Source organism: Planococcus sp. SSTMD024 (assembly GCF_041320495.1).
In the GTDB taxonomy this organism is placed as follows: Bacteria; Bacillota; Bacilli; order Bacillales_A; family Planococcaceae; genus Planococcus.
In genome coordinates this window covers 11,989-33,070 of record NZ_JBGGNS010000007.1, presented here as the reverse complement: position 1 = coordinate 33,070, position 21,082 = coordinate 11,989, and the positions used below count along the sequence as shown (strand labels likewise).

The 21,082-nt window shown below is 51.5% G+C and carries 19 protein-coding genes; 12 read left to right on the top strand and 7 right to left on the bottom strand.

The window, feature by feature from the left end:
• Positions 1-13: 13 nt before the first annotated feature.
• Complete coding sequence (locus AB9R92_RS01860) at positions 14-859, bottom strand: MBL fold metallo-hydrolase (protein WP_370667834.1); 846 nt, start codon at positions 857-859, stop codon at positions 14-16.
• 157 nt (positions 860-1,016) lie between these two features.
• Here AB9R92_RS01860 and AB9R92_RS01855 point away from each other — a divergent pair, with 157 nt between their 5' ends.
• Positions 1,017-2,138: an NAD(P)/FAD-dependent oxidoreductase gene (locus AB9R92_RS01855; RefSeq protein WP_370667882.1), complete on the top strand. Its 1,122-nt coding sequence runs from the start codon at positions 1,017-1,019 to the stop codon at positions 2,136-2,138.
• A 185-nt stretch (positions 2,139-2,323) separates the two neighbouring features.
• Here AB9R92_RS01855 and AB9R92_RS01850 read toward each other — a convergent pair whose 3' ends face one another.
• Complete coding sequence (locus AB9R92_RS01850) at positions 2,324-3,553, bottom strand: helix-turn-helix domain-containing protein (protein WP_370667833.1); 1,230 nt, start codon at positions 3,551-3,553, stop codon at positions 2,324-2,326.
• A 227-nt stretch (positions 3,554-3,780) separates the two neighbouring features.
• Between AB9R92_RS01850 and AB9R92_RS01845 the strand changes: the two genes are divergently transcribed.
• From AB9R92_RS01845 to AB9R92_RS01835, 3 genes are all read left to right on the top strand, one after another.
• Entirely contained in the window at positions 3,781-5,070 is a 1,290-nt protein-coding gene (locus AB9R92_RS01845; RefSeq protein WP_370667832.1) for an MFS transporter, read from the top strand.
• A 127-nt stretch (positions 5,071-5,197) separates the two neighbouring features.
• Positions 5,198-6,052, top strand: a complete 855-nt coding sequence (locus tag AB9R92_RS01840; RefSeq protein WP_370667831.1) for an SDR family oxidoreductase — start codon at positions 5,198-5,200, stop codon at positions 6,050-6,052.
• Between the two features lie 88 nt (positions 6,053-6,140).
• On the top strand, positions 6,141-6,458 hold the full coding sequence (locus AB9R92_RS01835; protein WP_370667830.1) for a DUF5658 family protein: 318 nt from the start codon (positions 6,141-6,143) through the stop codon (positions 6,456-6,458).
• 36 nt (positions 6,459-6,494) lie between these two features.
• Here the strand turns inward: AB9R92_RS01835 and AB9R92_RS01830 are convergent, their stop codons facing one another.
• The 4 genes from AB9R92_RS01830 to AB9R92_RS01815 form a co-directional block, all read right to left on the bottom strand.
• Positions 6,495-7,682, bottom strand: coding sequence for an MFS transporter (locus AB9R92_RS01830; RefSeq protein ID WP_370667829.1), 1,188 nt, complete (start codon positions 7,680-7,682; stop codon positions 6,495-6,497).
• Positions 7,683-7,822: 140 nt separating this feature from the next.
• Positions 7,823-10,210 carry a heavy metal translocating P-type ATPase gene (locus AB9R92_RS01825; protein WP_370667828.1) on the bottom strand — a complete coding sequence of 796 codons (2,388 nt, stop codon included), beginning with the start codon at positions 10,208-10,210 and terminating at the stop codon, positions 7,823-7,825.
• A gap of 65 nt (positions 10,211-10,275) precedes the next feature.
• Complete coding sequence (gene copZ / locus AB9R92_RS01820; RefSeq protein WP_370667827.1) at positions 10,276-10,497, bottom strand: copper chaperone CopZ; 222 nt, start codon at positions 10,495-10,497, stop codon at positions 10,276-10,278.
• A gap of 49 nt (positions 10,498-10,546) precedes the next feature.
• Entirely contained in the window at positions 10,547-10,867 is a 321-nt protein-coding gene (locus AB9R92_RS01815) for a metal-sensitive transcriptional regulator (RefSeq protein WP_370667826.1), read from the bottom strand.
• 284 nt (positions 10,868-11,151) lie between these two features.
• Between AB9R92_RS01815 and AB9R92_RS01810 the strand changes: the two genes are divergently transcribed.
• Positions 11,152-11,295: an Lmo0850 family protein gene (locus AB9R92_RS01810; RefSeq protein ID WP_180958518.1), complete on the top strand. Its 144-nt coding sequence runs from the start codon at positions 11,152-11,154 to the stop codon at positions 11,293-11,295.
• Positions 11,296-11,336: 41 nt separating this feature from the next.
• On the opposite strand, the gene AB9R92_RS01805 is transcribed toward AB9R92_RS01810, so the two are convergent.
• Positions 11,337-12,521: an FtsW/RodA/SpoVE family cell cycle protein gene (locus AB9R92_RS01805; RefSeq protein ID WP_370667825.1), complete on the bottom strand. Its 1,185-nt coding sequence runs from the start codon at positions 12,519-12,521 to the stop codon at positions 11,337-11,339.
• Between the two features lie 157 nt (positions 12,522-12,678).
• On the opposite strand from AB9R92_RS01805, the gene AB9R92_RS01800 reads away from it, so the two are divergent.
• The 7 genes from AB9R92_RS01800 (at position 12,679) to AB9R92_RS01770 (ending at position 21,065) form a co-directional block, all read left to right on the top strand.
• Complete coding sequence (locus AB9R92_RS01800) at positions 12,679-13,449, top strand: hypothetical protein (RefSeq protein WP_370667824.1); 771 nt, start codon at positions 12,679-12,681, stop codon at positions 13,447-13,449.
• Positions 13,450-13,901: 452 nt separating this feature from the next.
• Positions 13,902-14,972, top strand: a complete 1,071-nt coding sequence (locus tag AB9R92_RS01795; RefSeq protein WP_370667823.1) for a D-alanine--D-alanine ligase — start codon at positions 13,902-13,904, stop codon at positions 14,970-14,972.
• A gap of 13 nt (positions 14,973-14,985) precedes the next feature.
• Entirely contained in the window at positions 14,986-16,344 is a 1,359-nt protein-coding gene (locus AB9R92_RS01790; protein ID WP_370667822.1) for a UDP-N-acetylmuramoyl-tripeptide--D-alanyl-D-alanine ligase, read from the top strand.
• Entirely contained in the window at positions 16,341-17,036 is a 696-nt protein-coding gene (locus AB9R92_RS01785) for an alpha/beta hydrolase (RefSeq protein WP_370667821.1), read from the top strand. Before AB9R92_RS01790 ends, AB9R92_RS01785 begins: the two co-directional genes overlap by 4 nt.
• A 336-nt stretch (positions 17,037-17,372) precedes the next feature.
• Positions 17,373-18,869 carry a degradosome RNA helicase CshA gene (gene cshA / locus AB9R92_RS01780; RefSeq protein ID WP_370667820.1) on the top strand — a complete coding sequence of 499 codons (1,497 nt, stop codon included), beginning with the start codon at positions 17,373-17,375 and terminating at the stop codon, positions 18,867-18,869.
• A 152-nt stretch (positions 18,870-19,021) separates the two neighbouring features.
• Complete coding sequence (locus AB9R92_RS01775; protein ID WP_370667819.1) at positions 19,022-19,501, top strand: PH domain-containing protein; 480 nt, start codon at positions 19,022-19,024, stop codon at positions 19,499-19,501.
• Complete coding sequence (locus AB9R92_RS01770) at positions 19,494-21,065, top strand: PH domain-containing protein (protein WP_370667881.1); 1,572 nt, start codon at positions 19,494-19,496, stop codon at positions 21,063-21,065. The genes AB9R92_RS01775 and AB9R92_RS01770 overlap by 8 nt, the downstream gene beginning before the upstream one ends.
• Positions 21,066-21,082 lie beyond the last annotated feature (17 nt).

Sequence of the window (21,082 nt, the reverse complement as noted above, 5' to 3'; positions counted from 1 at the left end):
TTCTTTCGCCTTTTCACTTGGTATGGACGAATTTGCCGTATGACGGCACAGCGACATCCGGGAAATGATCTGCGAGTTCCACCAAGCCTTTTGCCAATTTCGCGCCTTTCATCGGCTTGCCGTGTCCTGTGGCAGCGATGGAAGGCTTCAGGTCCGTGAGTTTTGAGACCGATTCCCATGCGGCACGCCAATCGGTCGTTAAATAGACCGGCGGGCCATGCACTTCTTTTTTCTGGCGCATCACTTTATACAGTGAATCCTGCTTGACCGTGACGAAGGCGTCCCCTGCGATCAATACGCGGCCAACATCCTTAAAGAACGACACATGGCCTTTTGTATGGCCAGGCGTATGGAGCCAGCGCCAATTCGGAAGGTCTGGAATGCTGCCGTCTGCCGGGAGCTCCACCAATTGCTCGGAAATGTCGATCGCCTTGACAGGGAAAGTTTTGGACATTTTCGCCACCATTCCGCCTTCTACGCCGGAGTCGGGCTCTGGGTAATCTTCCTTGCCGGTCAAGTAAGGGAATTCCTGGGGATGCGCATAAACAGGGACCGGGTGCTTTTCCAGGATGTCGATGAGTGCGCCGACATGGTCGAAGTGGCCATGCGTCAGCAAAATCGACTGCAATTGCTGATCTGGGCCGAAGCGGTTTTCCGCTTCTTTCAGAATTTTTTCGGCAGAGTGGGGCATGCCGGCGTCTACCAATACCCAGCGCGGGCTGATGGAAGGGTTCCCGATCAAGAAGACATTGGAGATTTTCGTCGTGTAGCAATACGTATCCGGAGCGATTTCGATGCCCGAGCCACTGCGGATCGATGTCATCGGCATGATTGCCTCAGTTTCAGTGCTGCGTTCCATAAACATTGATTCCTCCTTAAAATTCGTCCGTTGAATTTTCTTCATATAATTGCTTTACCCAAAATGAAGATTTCCAATCCAGCCCGGCACAATTTGAGTCTCTTGCCGCGATTCGTTAGAATGGAAAGAAGATTGTCAAGGAAGCAAGGTGCAGAACATGAAATCGATCATCATCATCGGCTCTGGCATTGTCGGAGCCAGCGCAGCGTATTGCGCAGCAAAAGCAGGGAACAGCGTCACATTGATTGACCGGGCGGATCGCGGGCAGGCGACAGGCGCGGCAGCAGGCATCGTCTGCCCATGGATCTCCCAAAGGCGCAATCAGGCCTGGTACCGTCTCGCTTCAAACGGCGCCGCTTATTACCCCGTGCTCATCAAGGAACTCGAAGCACTTGGCGAGAAAGAGACCGGCTATAAACAAGTGGGCATCGTCAGCATCCACGAAGACTCGAAACTCGACAAGATGGAACAAAAAGCGCGCGAACGCCAAGCGGGATCTCCCGAGATGGGCGAACTCGAACGGCTGACACCTGAACAAACGAAAGCCAGGTTTCCGTATGCGGGCGACCGTTACGGCTCTTTGTATGTCAGCGGGGCAGCGCGCGTCGACGGCGGGGCGATTCGTGATGCGCTGATCCGCTCCGCCAAGAGCTTAGGGACAAGGTTCATCCAAGGCGACGCCCAGCTGCTGGTTGAAGCAGGGCAGGCGACAGGCGTGGAAGTGAACGGCGAGCGCTTGAATGCAGACCGGATCCTCTCTGCCGGCGGTGCGTGGGCGGCGGAACTGTTCAAACCGCTCGGGCTTCAGTTGAAAGTCGTCCCGCAAAAAGCGCAGATTTTGCATTTGCAATCCGCCGACACCGGCACAGGCGACTGGCCGGTCGCGATGGTGCCGTTCGGGCAGTACATCGTGCCGTTTGAAGACGGGCGCATCGTCGCAGGTGCGACCCATGAGAACAATACCGGTTTCGACGACAAACTGACCGCCGGCGGCATTTTTCATATACTGGAGAAAACTTTAGACGTTGCACCAGGGCTTGCCGCAGCTGAATTCACAGGAGCCGCGACAGGTTTCCGGCCGGCAACACTGAGCGCCTTGCCGTTCATCGGGCAAGTGCCGGGGCAAGCGCAGCTGTTCGCGGCCAACGCGCTCGGCGCATCGGGCCTCACGGCAGGGCCGTATCTCGGCATGCAGCTCGCGAAACTTGCCACGGGCGAAACAACGGACCTCGATATCAGCTTGTATCCAATTGAGGAAGCTTTCGAAGAAATTAAATAAGAAAAGGCAGGAGACCCGGGTCTCCTGCCTTTTCTGCATTCAAGAATCAAAGACTTGTCTCAGTATTTGAAGAAGCGTTTGTTTGTGAATGCTTTTGCGATGTAATGCAGAGCATTGCATCGCAAAGATAAGCTCTCACGTAGTTCGAGCTTATCTTTCCTGCCGTTTTATGTGGGCCTTGATGATCAGTCTGCCTTGCCAAAAATTTTCCGGTATGTCTCCAAGATGAACTGTTTATACGGAAGGTCCGGCATCGGCTCAATCAGTTCTTTTGCTTGTTGTGCATAGATTTTTGCGTGTTCGTGATCTCCCATCTGTTCGTAGATGAGTGCCATATACGCTTCTTTCTCATAGTGCATCGATAAATCATACGGGTGGTGGATGAAACTATTCATGCGATGCTGCTTGAAGCAGGCGAGCGCTTCCTCATTCCGGCCCATGCCGAAAAGCGCCTTGCCTTTTTCCAGGAAGTAAAAATCTTCTTCATCCAGCAGGCTGCGTGTTTCTTCGAGCAGCCGGTCTGCTTTTTCGTGCTCATGAGTGAACGAATTCAAGTAATGGATTTCGATGGCCGTGGCATAGGCCTCAATTTCCGGATCCTCTGAAAACTCCGCGAAAAGTTTAAGCTTGCCCACATAATAATCTTTGCGCTCCAAATCACCAGCAAGAAGCGCTTCGAAGCCCGCTAACCTGTATAGCGCATTGATCTGGTAGAAAATCTGCTGTTTCCTGGAATAGGAGATGGCTTCTTCCATCATCCGGCGGGCATTTTCCTTATCGCCAGTCGCGGAATACAGGATGGACTCGTAATAATCGAAATCCAGTTTCTTCAACGGATCGAGGCTGCCCGTTTGCTCTTCGATTAATTTGCGAGATTCCTGCAATGTGGATAAGGCTTCTGCGTAATGGTGTTCGGTGAATTTCATCAGCGCGCGGAACATGTGAAGGTCAGCGATGGAATTAATCAAATGCAATTGTTCGTAAATGGCTTCCGCACGGTCGAAGGCGGGTTTCCAATCATAGCGTTTCGTGTGGTAGCAGCAGCGGCTGTAGATCTCGAGCAGCCGCGCCGATTCATAGCGGAATGGAAGCTTTTCGACATATGGATGGATGCGTTCTGCAATTTCTTCATAGCCCGCTATCATTTCATCGCCGGTTCCGGAGACGTTCCGGCGCTTTTCTTCGATTTCATCAAGCAGCGACCGAAGCTCTGCTGTGGGCATCTCCTGGAGCAATTCATTGCGCTCGATCCCAAGCCGCTCCGCGATATAGGAAAGGCTCTCCATCGATGGATTCGCTTTGTTGTTCTCGATCAGACTGAGCATGCCCTTCGACAGTTCATCTCCGGCAAGCGCCTGCAAAGTCAGGCCTTGCTGTTTTCGTAGCCGTTTAATCCGTTCCCCCAAAGTTGCCATTAACTCACCTGCTTTTTCTGATGTTTATCTTTTATCGGCGGCACAAGCCGCAGCGGCCGTGCCGTTGTTTCCTTTATTGTAAACGAAGGAAAAGCTCTTTGCCTGTCCGAGATGAAAGATTGATTTAAAATTAGTTTAATTATATTAAACTTTTTCTTGTAATGCGAATAAAAGCATGCTATATTTTGTTTAATTAAATTAAACTTATTGAAAAGGGAGCGAACAACATGAACGAAGCGGGTAAAATCAAACAGGCTACGTACCATCTGTACACCTTCACCATCAGCAAACTGATTTCCACATTCGGCAGTTCGGTATACGCATTCGGCATCAGCCTCTATGTCCTGGCTTTGACCGGTTCCGCCGCCAGTTTCGCCGTCAATTTGATCTGCAGCATCTTGCCGCGGACTTTGCTAGCCCCGTTTGCCGGTTATGTCGCGGACAATTATCCGAAAAAAGCGGTCGTGCTCTTGTCGCAGGCGGCGAGTGTGTTGTCGGTGGGGGGGTTATTGCTCTATAGTTTGTCGAACGGTTTGTCGCTTCCAGCGATTTATGCAGCGACCGCGTTGATTTCCGTCAGTTCCATGTTCACAAGCGTCGCCTTTTCCTCTTCCATTGCCAATTTGATCGACCCGGACCGCATTCAAAAGGCGATGAGCTATAACCAGTCGGCACTCGCCATCGCGACAATAGGAGGGCCGGTCATCGGCGGAATGCTGTTCGGCTTCGTGTCGATGAACGTCTTCCTGCTGATCCAAGTAATCGCCTATGCACTTGCCGCGGCACTCGAAGCGACGATGAACTTCCGGCTTTATACGAGACGCAGTGAAGCAGAGGCTGCGGAAGACAAGCAAGGCGTCTGGCAGGGCATGAAAGAAGGCGCTTCCTATTTGCGGAGAAACCGTGTCATCACCGTCATCGTCACAACGGCTATCGGATTGAATTTCTTCTTCTCCGCTTTGATGATCGGCTTGCCGTTCATCGCCGTCCAGCAATTGAAAGTGCAGGCGACGCATTTCGGCTTCATTGAAGCGATGATCGCGCTCGGCATGCTGCTGGCGTCGATTTATTTCTCGGTGCGCAAGGAAGTCAAATTCCCTCTGCAATTTTCCAAGCGCGCCATTATCGCCATGTCGTTGTTGCTTGCGGCGGTCTCGCTGCCACTCGTTGCGGGTTTGTCTTATTGGGGCAATGTCATCTATTTGCTCGTCTTGATGCTGGCGTTTGGCATCTCGAATGTTTTCGTCAATACGCCGATCGGGGTCATGATGCAAAAAGACGTCGACGAAGAATACCGCGGCCGCGTCTTCGGGATCTTGGAATCGATGGCGATGGCCATGATGCCGCTCGGTTATTTGCTGTTCGGCTTGCTTTATGACTTAGTGCCGGCTCAATACGTGTTATGGGCTTGCAGCCTTTGCCTGTTGATCTTGACGGCTTACAGCATGCGCCCGGCAATCATCCGCGAAGCTTATCCGGAACTCGCGGAAAAGCCGCTTAGTAAAGTGTTGTCCTGAATCAAAACAGCCGCCTACTCTCTAGTGGGCGGCTGTTTTCTTGAGTCCGGACAATTCCATGTTTTAGGAGAACGTAGAAAGGGAAAAGCGGAGGAGACGCAATACTCGAGAAAGGTGGAGGTGCACGATGAAAGACAAAGTGGAAAAAGTGCCGGCGCAGCATCAGGAGCGCCAGCCTGGATTTGAGAACGAAATGGAACCGCGCCCGGATTTCCTGGGCAATCTGGCGGGGGCTTCGCAGCGCTTGCCTGGAAAGGCCGCGCTCATCACCGGAGGCGACAGCGGAATCGGGCGCGCCATCGCCGTCGCTTTTGCAAAAGAAGGGGCGGACGTGGCGATTTCCTATTTGGATGAACACGAAGATGCCAAGGAAACAAAGCAGCTCGTCGAAAAAGAGGGGCGCAAATGCTTGCTTGTTGACGGAGACATCGGCGATGAGGCATTTTGCAAACAAGTCATTTCGCAAGTAATCGAGGAGTTCGGGAAACTCGATGTGCTCGTCAACAATGCCGCAGAGCAGCATGTCCAGGAATCGCTTAAGGACATCACGGCAGAGCAGCTGGAAAAAACGTTCCGCACCAATGTCTTCAGCATGTTCCATCTGACAAAAGCGGCACTGAACCATTTGAAGCCCGGCGCATCGATCATCAATACCACATCGATCACCGCTTTCCGCGGCGAGCCCAGCTTAATTGATTATTCTTCTACAAAAGGCGCGATTCTGGCATTCACCCGCGCATTGTCCGGATCGCTCGCAAAAGAAGGCATCCGGGTTAACGGCGTCGCACCCGGCCCGATCTGGACGCCGCTCATTCCGGCTTCCTTCCCGGCGGAAGAAGTCGAAGGTTTCGGAAGCGGCACGCCGCTCGGACGGCCAGGGCAGCCCGATGAACTGGCTCCAGGATATGTGTATCTGGCTTCAGATGACTCATCGTACGTTACAGGACAAGTGCTCCACATAAATGGAGGGACGCCATATTAAGCATTTTCAGGCATTCAATCAGCCGAGCTGATTGAATGCCTTTTTTATCCATAAATAAATTAATTTACAGAGAGGAGAGGTGCGTGACATGTCCGAGCAACTGAGAATGCCGTTAAAGAAACCGATCTGGACATTGGCTGTGTTGAATTTAACGGATGGTTTTTTGACTTATTGGGGATTAATTGCAGGGGCGATTGAAGAGGCAAATCCCTTGCTCAGTGGCTTGCCGCCGCTTGCGATTTTCATGCTCAAACTATTGTTATCCGCTTGCCTTGCCGCGTTCCTCTTCACCCCGCTCGTGCGGCTCGAATCCCGGGTCTGGCGTTATTTTCTTCTGGCAGCCAATTTGGTATATGCCGGTATTTTGTCGCTGCACATCGTCTGGATCGCTTTATTGTATCTATAGAAAAATCCCCGGACAGCTTGGCTGTCCGGGGATTTTTTAAGCTGGGGTTTCGCCAGCTTGTGATTCTGTATAGCGCAATGATTTTTTTGAAGCTTTGAACAGGACAATCAATACAATACTAAATATGGCGAGTGCACCCGAAAGATAATAGATGGCACCCGATTGCATTGTCAAAAGCCATGTGAAAGACAATGGGCCGATAATGCGCCCGAGATTGTCCATCGAATAAGTCATGCCGGCCGCGGTCCCGTACTTGCCGCCCGCTTCTTTGGAAGTGAGCGAGACGAGCACAGTGCGCGCGAGGGCGTTGCCCGCAGTAAAGATGCTGAGTGCGACACCTGCAAACACCAAGCTCGTCGTAAACGGCAACAGCATCAAGCCTAGAGCGGTGACGATCTGTGCGCCGATGATCCACTGCGTCTCGGTCCCGTTTTTCACGCGCCGCACCACGCCGCCTTGGATCGCGGCATCCACAAAGCCTGAGGCCATGAACAAATAGCCGAGCTGGAGCGGGGTGATCTGGATTTGGTCAATTTGGAACAATTGGAACGTCGACTCCAAGCCTGCGAGCAGAAACGTCACCATGAAAGAAAACAGGAATAAATAGCGGATGCGGTATTGCCAAAGCGTGCTGGCGCCTTTTGGCAGCAGTTTGCGCTTGACTGCTTCGCCCCGGCGGACCGGTTCTTTCAAGACGATGCTTGCATAGACCATCAATAACAGTACAAGGATGGCGGAAGCGGTGAAGGGCAAGGACAAGGACACCGCGCCGAGCAAGCCGCCGATCGCCGGGCCGAAAATAAAGCCAAGCCCGATGGACATGCCGAGAAGGCCCATGTATTTATTGCGCTCTTCATCCGTCGTAATGTCCGCGACATATCCCGTAACGGCTGTATAAAGCGCGCCCGAGAACAAGCCCCCGATGATGCGCGACATGTACAATAATGCAAGATTATCGAGAAACAGCGAGAATAGGAAGAAGCTGAGCGCGAATCCGGCAAGCCCGGCCAGGATCAATTTTTTGCGGCCGGTGCGGTCGGATAATTTGCCCCATAACGGCGCAGTGAAAAAGGACGACAGGGCGTATATCGTAATTAATCCTCCGACATGGATGTCCCCATACCCTTGCTGGACAATCACTTCAGGGAGTATCGGGATGATCAAGCCAAAGCCGAGGTAGACAAAAAATTGGACGGACATGAGCAATAAAATGGTTTTCTTCATAAAGGAATTCCTGCTTTCTGCAAAGACTGGTGGTTTCATTTTACTCTTGTTTGCCACTCAGAACAACGGCAGCCGAAAAAAGTCGGCCAACGAAAAAAGCTCCCGCTTGCCATCAGGCAAGCGGGAGCTTTTGAAGTCGTTCATTTATTCAATTTCACGCGCTGCAAGCGCAATGCGTTCATGACGACGGAAACGGAACTGAACGCCATCGCTGCACCTGCTAGCCAAGGGGCGAGGAACCCGGCAGCGGCGATCGGGATGCCGACTGAATTGTAAGCGAGCGCCCAGAACAGGTTCTGCTTGATGTTGCGGACAGTCAGGCGGCTCATGCGGACGGCATCCGCGACGCGCATCAAATCGCCTTGCATCAAGGTGATGTCGGCCGCTTCCATGGCAATCGCAGTACCGGTGCCCATCGCCATGCCGATATCGGCAGTCGCAAGCGCCGGCGCGTCGTTCAAGCCGTCGCCTGCCATCGCGACTCTGCGCCCTTGTTCTTGCAGTTTCGCGACGTGGCCCGCTTTTTCTGCCGGCAGGACGCCGGCTACGACTTCATCGATGCCGACTTGTCTGGCGATGGCATCGGCGGTGCGCTGCTGGTCGCCGGTCAGCATGACGACTAGCAGCCCCATGCGTTTCATTTCTTCGACGGCAGCTTTTGCGGAATCCTTGATCGTATCTGCAACAGCAATCAGGCCGGCGTATTTCCCGTCGATGGCAATGAACATCGCGGTCTTGCCGTCTTGCTCCAATTGTTCGGCCGCTTGTTCATCGACTGTCAAGCCAGCGAGCAAACGCCGATTGCCGACCCAAACGTCCTGGCCGTCGACTTGGGCTTTGATGCCGTGTCCAGGAACTGCTTCGAATCCAGTGACTGCAAGTTCAGCGGCGCCGAAGTCTGCGATTGCTTGCGCGACGGGGTGCTCAGATTCGCTTTCCGCGCTGGCAACGAGCCGTTTGAGATGATCCGCATCGATATCCGGAGCCGGGATGAAGTCGGTGACGACCGGCTTGCCGTTGGTGATCGTGCCGGTCTTATCGAGCACGATTGTGTCGATATGTTTTGTTGTTTCCAGGGATTCTGCCGTCTTGAACAACACGCCTTGTTCAGCGGAGCGTCCGGAACCGGCCATGATCGAGGTCGGAGTTGCAAGCCCAAGCGCACAAGGGCAGGCGATGACGAGAACGGCAACCGTACTGGTCAGCGCCGCCGCAAAATCTCCGGGCGCGGCCAGGAAGTACCAGACGAGGAAGGTCACGATCGCGATTCCGACAACAATCGGAACGAAAATGCCCGAGATCTGGTCAGCCAGACGCTGGATCGGTGCTTTCGATCCTTGCGCCTGCTCGACAACGCGGATGATGTTCGACAGTACCGTGTCTTTGCCGATTTTATCGGCGCGCACTCTCAGTGAACCGTTGGCGTTGACGGTTGCAGCGTACACTGCGTCGCCTTCCGCTTTATCGACCGGCAAGCTTTCGCCTGTCAGCATCGATTCATCGACCGCCGAACTTCCGGAGATGACGGCCGCATCGACAGGGATGGAAGCGCCCGGTTTGATCAGCAGGACATCGCCTTCTTTGACGTCTTCGATCGGCGCGCTGACGAATTCCCCGCCGCGTTCGACGAGCGCATGCTGCGGCTGCAGCTTCATCAGTTTCTTGATGGCATCGGACGAGCGGCCTTTTGCACGGGCTTCAAATACTTTCCCGAGGACGATCAAAGTGATCAAGACGGCACTCGTTTCAAAATACAAGCCCATGCTATGGCCCATCCCCCAGTTTGCGAGGACGAGATAGACGCTGTAGAAATAGGCGGCCGATGTACCGAGCGCAACCAATACATCCATATTGGCGCTTTTGTTTTTCAATGCGAAATAGGCGCCTTTATAGAAAGTAGCACCAATCCAGAACTGCACCGGCGTCGCGAGCGCCCATTGCACGAACGGGTTCATCAGGAATTCCGGGACGTACATCCAGGACGTGAACGTGAAATGGCTGAACATCGTCCAGAGGAGGGGCAATGAGAAAGCGGCAGATATCCAGAACAGCCGGGTCTTTTTCTTGATTTCCTGTTCCTTGTAATCGGTCGCTTCCTGCTGGTCCTGCTCGAGCACGGCGTCATAGCCGAGTGATTGGATTTTTTGGACAAACGCTTCAGGCGTCAAGGTGCCGGGGCTGTAAACAACGTGGCCGCTTTCTGTTGTCAAGTTGATCGTCGCATGTTCAACGCCGTCCATTCGATTCAGCGCTTTTTCGATCCGTGCCGAACAGTTTGCGCACGTCATGCCCTGAATCGAGAAATCGACTTCTTCTTGCTGGATGCCATAGCCGAGCTGTTCGACTTTTTGATGCAAATCAGCCAGATTGGATTGTTCGTCATCGAAACTGACCGATGCTTTTTCGGTTGCGAAATTGACTGTCGCGGATGAGACGCCAGGGAGCTTTTGCAAGCCTTTTTCGACCCGGTTCGCACACGCGGCACAGGTCATGCCGGTAATCGGCAGTTCCGTTTGCTTAGTAGCCATGTATTACCCACCTCCATACCTTATAGGGGTATATAGTTTTGAAAAAAATAACTGCGTTTCCGCAGTTATTCGCTTAATGCCGCTACATCATAGCCTTGATCTTCAATAGCAGAAGCGATTTGAGCGACATCGACATTCGCGCTGTCATACGTCACATCCACTGCGCCTTGCTCGAGTGACACATGGACTTTTTCGACGCCGGACAATGCGCCGACGCTGTCTTCTACGGATTTAACGCAATGTTGGCAGCTCATGCCGCTTACTTGCAGGTGAACTTGTTCTTTCATGAAAAATTCCTCCTTGTTATAAGGTAAGCAAATCGCTTCCTCTATATTGTTATTTCCTCATCAGCTTTTGGAAAGTGACGAGCAGTTCGTCCAGAATCTCCTCGTCGCCTGAAGCCAGGCGGTCTTTTACACAGCCTTTCAAATGGCCGTCGAGCAGCACTTTTGTGACGCTGTTCAATGCAGACTGGGTAGCTGCCAACTGGGTGATAATGTCATCGCAATAGACATCCCGGTCCACCATGCCCTTGATGCCACGCACTTGGCCTTCGATGCGGTTCAGCCGGTTCGTCAAATCCCGTTTGACCGAAGGGGGGTGGTGGCTTTTTCTGCAGGCGTCGGGGGCTGGCATTTCTTCGATCGCATCATTCATAAAAAACCCCTCCAATTTTTCGGTTAGTGAATCAATCGCCGGCTTGAGCCAATCAACAAATAAATGGTTTCGATTACACCCCGAGTATACCTTAAGGGGGTATAAGATTCAAGAGATTAACTCAAGCTTTGCATTTGTCATCAAATTGATACGTTTGAAACCCTGAAATGATGGTATTATATACATAGATAAAGAAAAGTCAACTATTTCGAGCGGAACAGCCACATCAGCGAGATCTGCACACGTCCAAATAGCAACAACTACTCTTAAAGAGGTGATCATGGATGATTAAAAATGGAGAGATCCGCAACATTGTATCGAACCTTGCAAAACTTGGCGTCCAAGCGAAGATAACAAAATCCCGTGTAGAGTTGAGCAAAACCCTGTCATTGCCCCAACCGCCGCAAGCCTCATCGCATTCTTCATAAGAAAACTCCGACGCCCGATGCGCCGGAGTTTTTTATTTAACTTATGAATTTTGGTTTGAGCGGTCGAACATATAGTTCTTGTGATGGAAGCGCATGCTGAAGACGACGCCGAGCGCGAGCATATTGCCGATCAAGGAGCTGCCCCCGTAGCTGATGAATGGCAATGGAATCCCGGTGATCGGCAGCAATTGGATCGTCATGCCGATATTCTGGAAGACGTGGAATGTAATCATCGCGATGATCCCTGCGCACACGTAAGTGCTGAAGGTATCCTTGAATTGAAGCGTGATTTTCGTCAAATGGTAAATGAGCATGAAGAATAAAATGATGACAGCACTTGCCCCAATAAACCCGAAATCTTCCGAAATGACGGTGAAGATGAAATCGGTATGGTTTTCCGGCACATATACTTGGCGGCCTTGATAGCCTTTTCCGAACACTTCTCCGGAACCGATCGCATTCAGGGCGGCGATCAGGTTATAGCCGCCCGATTCCGCATAAGAGTAAGGGTCAAGCCATGTGTAGATGCGCTCGAACATATACGGCTTCAAACCGAAGCGCCCGAGCAGTTCCTGCATATTGAGCGTCATCCACAATAAAGTGACGCCGACGAGCGCCACGCCACCGAAGCTTGGCACGATGATTTTCCAGGAGACACCGGAGACGACCACGATGGCCAATGTGATGGCAATGAACACGAGCGCCGTTCCAAGGTCGGGCTGCAGCAAAATAAAGCCGAGCGGTACAGCGAGCATCGCCACAATCTTACCGAGCAATAATAAATCGGTTTTGATGGTGCTCAGCAAATGATGTTCATGATGCGAAGAAATCATTTTAGCGAGCGCTAAAATATAGAAGGTTTTCATGAACTCGGCTGGCTGGATATTGACGAATGGCGTGTGGAACCAGGCTTTCGCGCCATTGATCGGCTGTGCGATCTGGCCTTGCCCGTCCGGTGCGATCATCAAGGCGAGCAAGAGCAAAATGCCTGCTCCGTACAAATAATACGCCATTTTTTTGTATTGGTCGGTATCGAAGTACATCAATACGGCAATCATCCCCGCCGAGACAATGTAGAACAGCGCCTGGCGCGGGACGAAATTGGTCAAGTACTGCCCCGAAGTCTGGGCGGAGGAGATCGCGACCAAGCTGACGATGAAAAACAGGAACAATATAAAGGTGAGCGACCAATCGAAACGATCGGAAAAACTCTTGTTAGTTTGCATATCAATTCACCCATACTTTTCTTAATCTTTAACGCCCATCATTATACAGCATATGCCAAACTTGTGCGCATGCAAAAAGTAATGACGATTTGAAAACAGGAATGTTTCCTAACCGGCGCCCAAGCCGTATAATGAAAGAGGAAATGGAGTGGGGCACATGGAGAAAAAACCGTTGAAGGCGGATTTTTACATACAGCATTTATATATCTATGTAAGCGAAGCGGACAGAATGGCGCTTTTCAGCGGTTTTGGCTTCGGGCATTTTCTCGAAGCGGTCGACATGCCGGAGAATTTATTGCTTTTGAAGCATCCGTACGAGGAAGCTTCTTTTAATATGCACACCCACCTGGACTTCGCGACAAGGGAAGAATACAGCCAATTGAAAAGGGCCCGCTCCAACCGGAAAAGTGAATTCTGTTGGGTGGATTTCCGCAGTGAAAAGCAATTGAATTCACTGACGGCCCAGGAGCAGGCGGAACTTCTCTATTTGGGGCATAAAAAAGAACCGGTGAAAAGCCCCTTCTTCACGACGCTGCAAAACGACTATGTGTATTTGGCGGGCGAAGAAAAGGAATGGACGAAAATCTATTTCCGGCGCATGGAAAAACTCGGCGCATTGATTGCCAATCATTTCACGCAAATCATCCGCAAAGAAACGAACGGCCAGCATTTTTTCCGCCGCCGGATGAAGGACTTGATTCCGGAGTTGCCGAAAGAGCAATTCCATAAGCTGCGCATGGACATGGGCGAAGGGGTGCTGCTGTCTTTGGCTGACCCTGAAAAAACGAAAAATACGATTGAACTCCACGTCCGGACCGTCGGCGAGATCGATTTTATGGACGAGTTCTGGGAAGATCTCGGCGAAACGATCCGCAAACCGCTATCGGGACGGATTGTCTACGACCGAAAACAAAAAGGCTGGAAATGATACCTGGTAAGACGCGGGTATCATTTTTATTTGCCAAAGTTAAAAGGATTCGTGACATGCCTATTCAAATAGATCAGATGAAAGAGTGGAAGGCGGCGACTAATGAATAAGCGAAAGGTACTTGAGCTTGTTCATTTGCGACGCATTTGCTCGCAAATGTGAGAGCAGCTGAGGGAATAGCTGAGTTTTAAAGTGAACCATTAGCGAAAAAAGAGGCTGAGTCCATGCCCTGGCAGCTGGAAGCGCGACGTCCTGTCGCACCAGCTGCATGACCCACATCCTGTGGTCCCGAAAGCGTCCGCCTGGAGCGATTTAACTACTTTCTTTTACGCTATCTAATTCTACAACCTAACTTAATTCAGTGCGATTTTACAGCTGCTGACAAAAAGATTTTTCGGCTGACAACGTTCGTGATAAACTAAGCAATATGCAAAACGAAATGAGGGGCACTAATGAAAAAACGAATTGGGCTTTTATACGGCGGGAAATCCGCTGAACACGAAGTATCGTTGACCACAGCGAGCGCATTCTCTAAAGCGCTTGATTTTGATAAATACGAAGTTTACCCGATCTACATTACGCAAGAAGGCGAATGGCGAAAAGGCACTCCTTTAACTGGGCCTGTTTCTTCTATAGAAGAACTTCAATTGGCAGGGGAAGGGGAACGCAAAAATGACATTTCCAGTTTCCTTCCAAATAATCAAGAGCCAGCACTGGATGTCATCATCCCGCTGCTCCACGGGCCGAACGGGGAAGACGGCACGGTGCAAGGGTTGCTCGAAGTGATGAACTTGCCGTACGTCGGCAATGGCGTTCTTGCTTCATCCGCCGGCATGGACAAAGTGGTCATGAAGCAATTGTTCGAACAAGCCGGCCTGCATCAGACGCCTTACGTCTATTTCCTGCGCCGCGACTGGAAAAACGGCCAGGATTTGTGGTTGGACAAAGTCGAGCAGCAGCTAACATGGCCGGTATTCGTCAAGCCGGCAAATCTCGGTTCAAGTGTCGGAATCAGCAAAGCCGAATCACGCGAAGAACTGATTGCCGCGGTTGAGGAAGCACTTAAATTCGACCGGAAGATTGTCATCGAACAAGGTGTCGCCGGGCGTGAAATCGAAGTCGGCGTACTCGGCAACGATGAGCCGGAATGCTCGGTGGCAGGCGAAATCAAACCGTTGAAAGCGTTCTATGATTACCAGGCAAAATACAAAGACGGCAACACGGCGATGATCATCCCGGCGGAACTGCCGGAAGCGGTGTATGCAGAACTCGTCGAGTCGGCGAAAAAAGCATTCAAGATCCTTGATTGCGCAGGACTAGTGCGCGCAGACTTTTTCGTGACGGATGCACATGAGATCATCATCAACGAAGTCAACACCTTGCCGGGCTTTACGCCGTATAGCATGTTCCCGCTCTTGTGGCAGCATACCGGCCTCGAATATCCCGATTTGATTGAGAAACTTATCGCACTTGCCGTAGAACGTTACGAAGAAAAACAATTATTGCAATTCAAAATGGATTGAGTGGGGAGAACCTATGAAAAAAACGATTGAACAGATAGCCGAATGGCTGGATATCAAGACGAATTTAAAAGGGATTGAAGTGACTGGCGTGTCGATCAATACGCGGACGCTGAAGCCGGGCGATTTGTTCATTCCGTTCCGCGGCGAAACTGCCAATGGGCATAAATACGTCCGCTATGCGATCGAGGCGGGTGCTGCCGCTGCGTTATGGCAGCGCGATGAACCGGAGCCGCCGTCCGATTTGCCCTTATTGATCGTCGATGATTGCGAAAAGGCGCTGCAGGAAATGGCGCGTGCTTACCGCAATGAACTCAAGGCGACTGTCATTGGCATCACAGGGTCAAACGGCAAGACCTCGACGAAGGATCTGGTCGCAAGCGTCTTGAAGCCGTATTACAAAGTCCAGAAAACACAAGGCAATTTCAATAACGAACTGGGGCTGCCGCTGACGATCTTGTCTTTGGATGAGGATACCAAATACGCTGTCCTTGAAATGGGCATGAGCGGTTTCGGGCAGATTCAATTCCTGTCGGAGCTGGCACGCCCTGATTATGCGGTCATCACCAATATCGGCGAAGCGCATATGCAGGACCTCGGATCGAGAGAAGGCATCGCCGAGGCGAAATTCGAAATCGTCGCAGGGCTCGAACAGCACGGCAAACTTTTCTATGACGGCGATGAGCCACTCTTATTGCCGTTTGTCGAAGATTTCACCCAAGCGGTATCGTTCGGCTTTGGCCCGGATAATGAATTGAGCGTGACCGACATCCAGGCGACCGAAGACGGCAGCAGCTTTTTGGTCAACGGCATCATCGACGCGAAGTTCTCCATCCCCGTGCTAGGCGAACACCAAGTGAAAAACACCTTGCCTGCGATCTTGATCGCCCTTGAAGCCGGATTGACTGAAGAAGAAATCCGCCGCTCGTTGAAGAATGCAGCGCTGACCGATATGCGCATGCAGCTGGTGCCTGCGGAGAACGGTGCGGTGTTCATCAACGATGCGTACAATGCGGCACCGACTTCCGTGAAAGCGGCACTGAACTTCATTCGCGAGACGACGATGAAAGATGCGAAATGGGCAGTGCTCGGCGATATGCTTGAACTCGGCGAACACGAGCAGCGCTTCCATGAAGAACTGGCTAGTTCGATCGGACCTGAACTTGAAGGTGTCTGCCTGTACGGCCCGCGCATGAAATGGCTTTACGACAAACTGGCGGCTTCTTATGAAGGAAAACTATTGTGGAGCGAAGACGATTACGGCCCGATCATCGACTTGTTGAAGAAAAACGTCAAAAAAGACACGGCTGTTCTCGTCAAAGGTTCGCGTGGCATGGCGCTTGAAAAAGTCATCGAACCGTTCACTGGCCAATGAAAACCGGCGTCCTGTGCATCCATGGGTTCACCGGGGGGCCGTTCGAAGTCGAGCCGTTTGCCGATTACTTGAACGAACAAACGGATTGGATCATCGAGATTCCGACATTGCCGGGGCACGGCGAAAAGCTCAAACTCGGCGCGCAAAGTGCTGAAGTGTGGATGATGGAAGCGGAGCTGGCGTTAAAACGCTTGAAAGCGAAAGCCGACCGCGTCATCATCGTCGGCTTCTCGATGGGCGGCTTGATTGCGCTTTACTTGTCGATGCGCTATAAAATCGACCGGCTCGTGTTATTGAGTGCCGCGGTAAAATACATCAGCCCGGTGCAGATGCGGGCAGAAGTGCGTGGAGCGCTCCGCGATTTGATCAGTAAACGGATCACCCAAAATGCGCTATACCATTTATATGAATACAAATTCCGCAATACCCCGATCCGTTCGACTGTCGAGTTTTTGCGCGTCGTCAAAACAGTGGAACCTTATTATCACCTGATCGATGCGCCGGCTTTCATCGTCCAAGGGGAAAAAGATGGCATCGTCCCGCCGTCCGCAGCCCAACATATTTACGACCACCTGGGTTCTAGGGAAAAGCATCTTTACCACTCGGCGAACGGCAAGCATTTGATCTGCTATAGCGACGATGCTGCCGAATGGTTTCCGAAAGCCTTGGAATTCATGCGCAAGGGACAGTAAACTGATAATTGGAACCTTTGCATATCAATTGCATGTGGAGGTAAAGCATGTTATTCTGTTTAGAGCAATGGATACATTTTTGAGACACTCTTCCTTCGTGAAGAGGTTTTTTTTGAGCATAAACGGTTTGTTCTACTTAATGGGGAAGACAACCCCGCTGTGCAGACCGCTCGGCAACGACCGAGCTTTTCCTGTTCACACATCCCCTCTGACTTAAAACTCCAGAGCATGATTTTCGACGTGAAAGTTCTTAATAAAGGCTCGACCTTGTCATAAATTCATCTAAAATGTGTACCATTTGTAAATAAGATGAAGACAAAAGGAGATTGAAAAAATTTGGTTAAATTTACAGAATTAAACATCAGCGAAACAACATTGAAATCCGTAAGACGTATGGGCTTTGAGGAAGCGACACCTATCCAGGAAGGCACAATCCGCCTGGGCATGGAAGGCAAAGACATTATCGGGCAAGCACAAACAGGTACTGGTAAAACAACCGCTTTCGGTATTCCGTTGATCGAGAAAATCGACACACGCGACGGAAATGTGCAAGGTTTGGTCATTGCACCGACACGCGAATTGGCGATCCAAGTTTCTGAAGAACTTTACAACCTAGGTAAAGACAAAAACGTGCGCATCTTGTCTGTATTCGGAGGCCAGGAAATCGGCCGCCAGATCCGCGCTTTGAAAAACCGCCCTCAAATCATCGTCGGCACGCCTGGTCGTTTGCTTGACCACATCAACCGCCGCACGCTGAAGCTTGAAAACGTCAATACACTCGTGTTGGATGAAGCTGATGAAATGCTGAACATGGGCTTCATCGAAGACATTCAGTCCATCATGTCGAATGTCCCTGAAACCCGTCAGACGCTTCTGTTCTCTGCAACGATGCCGGATCCGATCCGCCGCATCGCAGAAAAATTCATGAAGACACCTGAAATCGTTAAAATTAAGTCGAAAGAAATGACTGTCGAGAACATCGAGCAGTTCTACGTGAAATCCGTAGAACGCGAGAAGTTCGACATCCTTTCCCGTTTGTTGAACGTTCAACAGCCGGAGCTTGCAATCGTCTTCGGACGCACGAAGCGCCGCGTCGACGAATTGGCGAAAGCTTTGAACCTCCGCGGTTACCTTGCAGAAGGAATCCACGGCGACCTTAGCCAAGCGAAACGCATGTCTGTTTTGAAGCAATTCAAAGCAAACAAAATCGACATCCTTGTTGCCACTGACGTAGCGGCACGCGGTCTTGATATCTCAGGCGTATCCCACGTATACAACTTCGATATCCCGCAAGACCCTGAAAGCTATGTTCACCGTATCGGCCGTACTGGCCGTGCAGGCAAAAAAGGCGTAGCCGTAACTTTCGTTACACCACGCGAAATGGGCTACTTGTCAATCGTTGAAAGAACGACGAAAAAGAAAATGGAAGCTCTAGTTCCTCCGACTGCTGACGAAGCGGTCATCGGACTTCAGCGTGTTGCAGTAGAGCAATTGGAAACAATGACCGAGAAAAACAACCTCGGCAGCTACCGTGAGCTTGCAACAGAAATGTTGGAAAAACACGATGCAGTTGATTTGATTGCAGCAGCACTTAAAACGCTGACGAAAGATCCGGAAGATGCGCCAGTCCAAATTACTGAAGAGCGCCCATTGCCATCACGCGGCGGTGGCGGCTACAAAGGTAAAGGCGGCGGACGTTCCGGCGGCGGATATAAAGGCAAAGGCGGCGGCGGACGTTCGTCTGGCGGTGGCTATAAAGGCCGCCGTGAGTCAAGCTCAAGCCGTCCTTCAGGCGGAGGGCGTCCAGGACGCACTCGCCGTCACGAATCCTAAAATCCAGTTAATACGATAACGAGACGGAGAACCGGCAGTAACTGCCGATTCTCCGTCTTTTTTGTCGTTTCGGAATAAGGTACAATGAAATGAAACGTTCCGGTTCATGAAACGTATAGATGAAGAGAGTACTCTTGATTGGAGATGACATAATGAACCATCAACCGAAAAATCGGATCTCGCGAAAAGGGCTGACCGTCTGGCGCCTCTACGGGATGATCGAGACAGTGGTCATCGCTGTGCTGTTGGCCGGTATTGGGGCCCTTACATATTTCTTCGACTGGCCGAATTGGATTTATGCTGCAGCGGGAGGCGTCTTAGTGCTGTTTGCTTTTCTGTTCGTCTATCTATTCCCGAAAATTCGCTGGGAAAGATGGCGCTACGAAGTGCGCGACCAGGAAATCGAATTGCAGCACGGCTTGTTCATCGTCAAACGGACGCTTGTGCCGATGGTCCGCGTCCAGCATGTCGACACCGAACAAGGCCCGATTCTCCGCAAATACGATCTATCGGAGATTTCCATTTCGACTGCCGCAACGACCCATACCATTCCAGCATTGATTACGGAAGAAGCGGATGAATTGCGCTCCCGTATTTCCGTGCTTGCAAGGGTGGCGGAAGATGATGTCTGAGACACGCTACAAACTGCATCCGATTTCTGCACTCATTAATTTCTTGAAAGGCCTGAAAGAATTAATCTTGCCTTTCGTTATCATTTTCGGCGCGAACCTGTTCCGGGAAGACGGCATTTCCGGCATGTTCACCCAAGGCTGGCAAGGCTTATTGCCGCTGATCATCGGTGGGGTTGTGTTGTTGTTCATGCTGATTGCCGGCATCATCAAATGGAAACGCTTCGTTTACTGGTTTGAAGACGGGGAGCTGCGGATCGAATACGGTCTATTCGTCAAAAAGAAACGCTACATCCCGTTTGAGCGCATCCAAAGCTTGAATTATACGGAAGGGATTTTCCACCGGCCGCTCGGGCTCGTGAAAGTGAAAGTCGAAACGGCGGGTTCCGGAAAAGCCGGGCAATCGGAAGCGGAATTGACCGCCATTTACCGTGCGGAAGCCGACCGCATCGAACAGGAGATGCATATGGCGAAGCGCGGCTACGCAACGCAAGCCGAGGCATCCGGCGAAAAGCTCTACGGGCCGGTGGAAGCCGCGCCGCCGCGCGATGAGCCTGCGGAAGAAGAAGCGCGTGTGTTGTACCGGATGAGCATGAAGGAATTATTGGTGCTCGCGACAACTTCCGGGGGGATCGGCGTCGTCATATCCGGTGTCGCTTTATTCCTGTCGCAGTTTGCCGAACTGATTCCCTATGACGCGATTTACGAGGAAGTCATGCTGTTCATGCGCTTCGGCTACCTGGTTGTTGCGCTGACCGTCTTTGCCGGGTTGTTGCTTGCGTGGGTCATTTCGGTGGCCATGACACTCATCGCCTATTATCAATTCACCATCCATGCAGATGATGAACGGATTTACATTACACGCGGCTTGTTGGAGAAGAAAAAAGTCTCAGTGCCGTTCAACCGTGTGCAGGGCATTAAAATGACGCAAAACCCGCTACGCCAATTATTCGGCTACGTCAACGTCACGGTCGAAAGCGCGGGCGGCACCTTGGCCGATAAAGACGAAAAAATCCGTTTGTTCCCGCTCGTGAAGCAAGAGAGGATGAAGCCGGTCCTCGATGAACTGTTCCCTGATTTCGACTGGTCACCGGAACTGACCCGTTTGCCGAAAAGAAGCCGGCCGTTCTTTTACCGGCTGTCGATCGGCTGGCTCGTGCCGGCATTCGCGGCGCTGGGTTATTTCTTCTATCCGTATGGCTTGTGGGCACTTGCGGTCGTGCCGGTCATCATTGCGATCGGCTTATGGCAGCACCGTTCGGCGGGATATGCCATTACGGGCCGCCAATTGACGGCGCAATTCCGGGGCATCAGCTTGCACCGCTTTTACATGCTGAAAAAACGCATACAAGTGGTAGTGGTAACACGGACGATCTTCCAGCGACGCCGCGATGTCGCTTCTGTCCATGCGACAATAAAATCCGGCATGCTCGGAGCCACCGCGCTCGTGCCGAACTTGGCGAGGGAAGATGCTGAACGCATCCTGGCCTGGTATGAGCCATCAAGGCAACGGCAAGCAACAGGTCTTGAACACACGAAAAACCCTCAACCGAGTGAAATCGGCTGAGGGTTTTTTCATGAGGG

Coding starts and splice junctions, on each gene's coding strand:
- AB9R92_RS01860 (WP_370667834.1), bottom strand. CDS start 859: ATGGAACGCAGCACTGAAACTGAGGCAATCATGCCGATGACATCGATC.
- AB9R92_RS01855 (WP_370667882.1), top strand. CDS start 1,017: ATGAAATCGATCATCATCATCGGCTCTGGCATTGTCGGAGCCAGCGCA.
- AB9R92_RS01850 (WP_370667833.1), bottom strand. CDS start 3,553: ATGGCAACTTTGGGGGAACGGATTAAACGGCTACGAAAACAGCAAGGC.
- AB9R92_RS01845 (WP_370667832.1), top strand. CDS start 3,781: ATGAACGAAGCGGGTAAAATCAAACAGGCTACGTACCATCTGTACACC.
- AB9R92_RS01840 (WP_370667831.1), top strand. CDS start 5,198: ATGAAAGACAAAGTGGAAAAAGTGCCGGCGCAGCATCAGGAGCGCCAG.
- AB9R92_RS01835 (WP_370667830.1), top strand. CDS start 6,141: ATGTCCGAGCAACTGAGAATGCCGTTAAAGAAACCGATCTGGACATTG.
- AB9R92_RS01830 (WP_370667829.1), bottom strand. CDS start 7,682: ATGAAGAAAACCATTTTATTGCTCATGTCCGTCCAATTTTTTGTCTAC.
- AB9R92_RS01825 (WP_370667828.1), bottom strand. CDS start 10,210: ATGGCTACTAAGCAAACGGAACTGCCGATTACCGGCATGACCTGTGCC.
- copZ (WP_370667827.1), bottom strand. CDS start 10,497: ATGAAAGAACAAGTTCACCTGCAAGTAAGCGGCATGAGCTGCCAACAT.
- AB9R92_RS01815 (WP_370667826.1), bottom strand. CDS start 10,867: ATGAATGATGCGATCGAAGAAATGCCAGCCCCCGACGCCTGCAGAAAA.
- AB9R92_RS01810 (WP_180958518.1), top strand. CDS start 11,152: ATGATTAAAAATGGAGAGATCCGCAACATTGTATCGAACCTTGCAAAA.
- AB9R92_RS01805 (WP_370667825.1), bottom strand. CDS start 12,521: ATGCAAACTAACAAGAGTTTTTCCGATCGTTTCGATTGGTCGCTCACC.
- AB9R92_RS01800 (WP_370667824.1), top strand. CDS start 12,679: ATGGAGAAAAAACCGTTGAAGGCGGATTTTTACATACAGCATTTATAT.
- AB9R92_RS01795 (WP_370667823.1), top strand. CDS start 13,902: ATGAAAAAACGAATTGGGCTTTTATACGGCGGGAAATCCGCTGAACAC.
- AB9R92_RS01790 (WP_370667822.1), top strand. CDS start 14,986: ATGAAAAAAACGATTGAACAGATAGCCGAATGGCTGGATATCAAGACG.
- AB9R92_RS01785 (WP_370667821.1), top strand. CDS start 16,341: ATGAAAACCGGCGTCCTGTGCATCCATGGGTTCACCGGGGGGCCGTTC.
- AB9R92_RS01775 (WP_370667819.1), top strand. CDS start 19,022: ATGAACCATCAACCGAAAAATCGGATCTCGCGAAAAGGGCTGACCGTC.
- AB9R92_RS01770 (WP_370667881.1), top strand. CDS start 19,494: ATGTCTGAGACACGCTACAAACTGCATCCGATTTCTGCACTCATTAAT.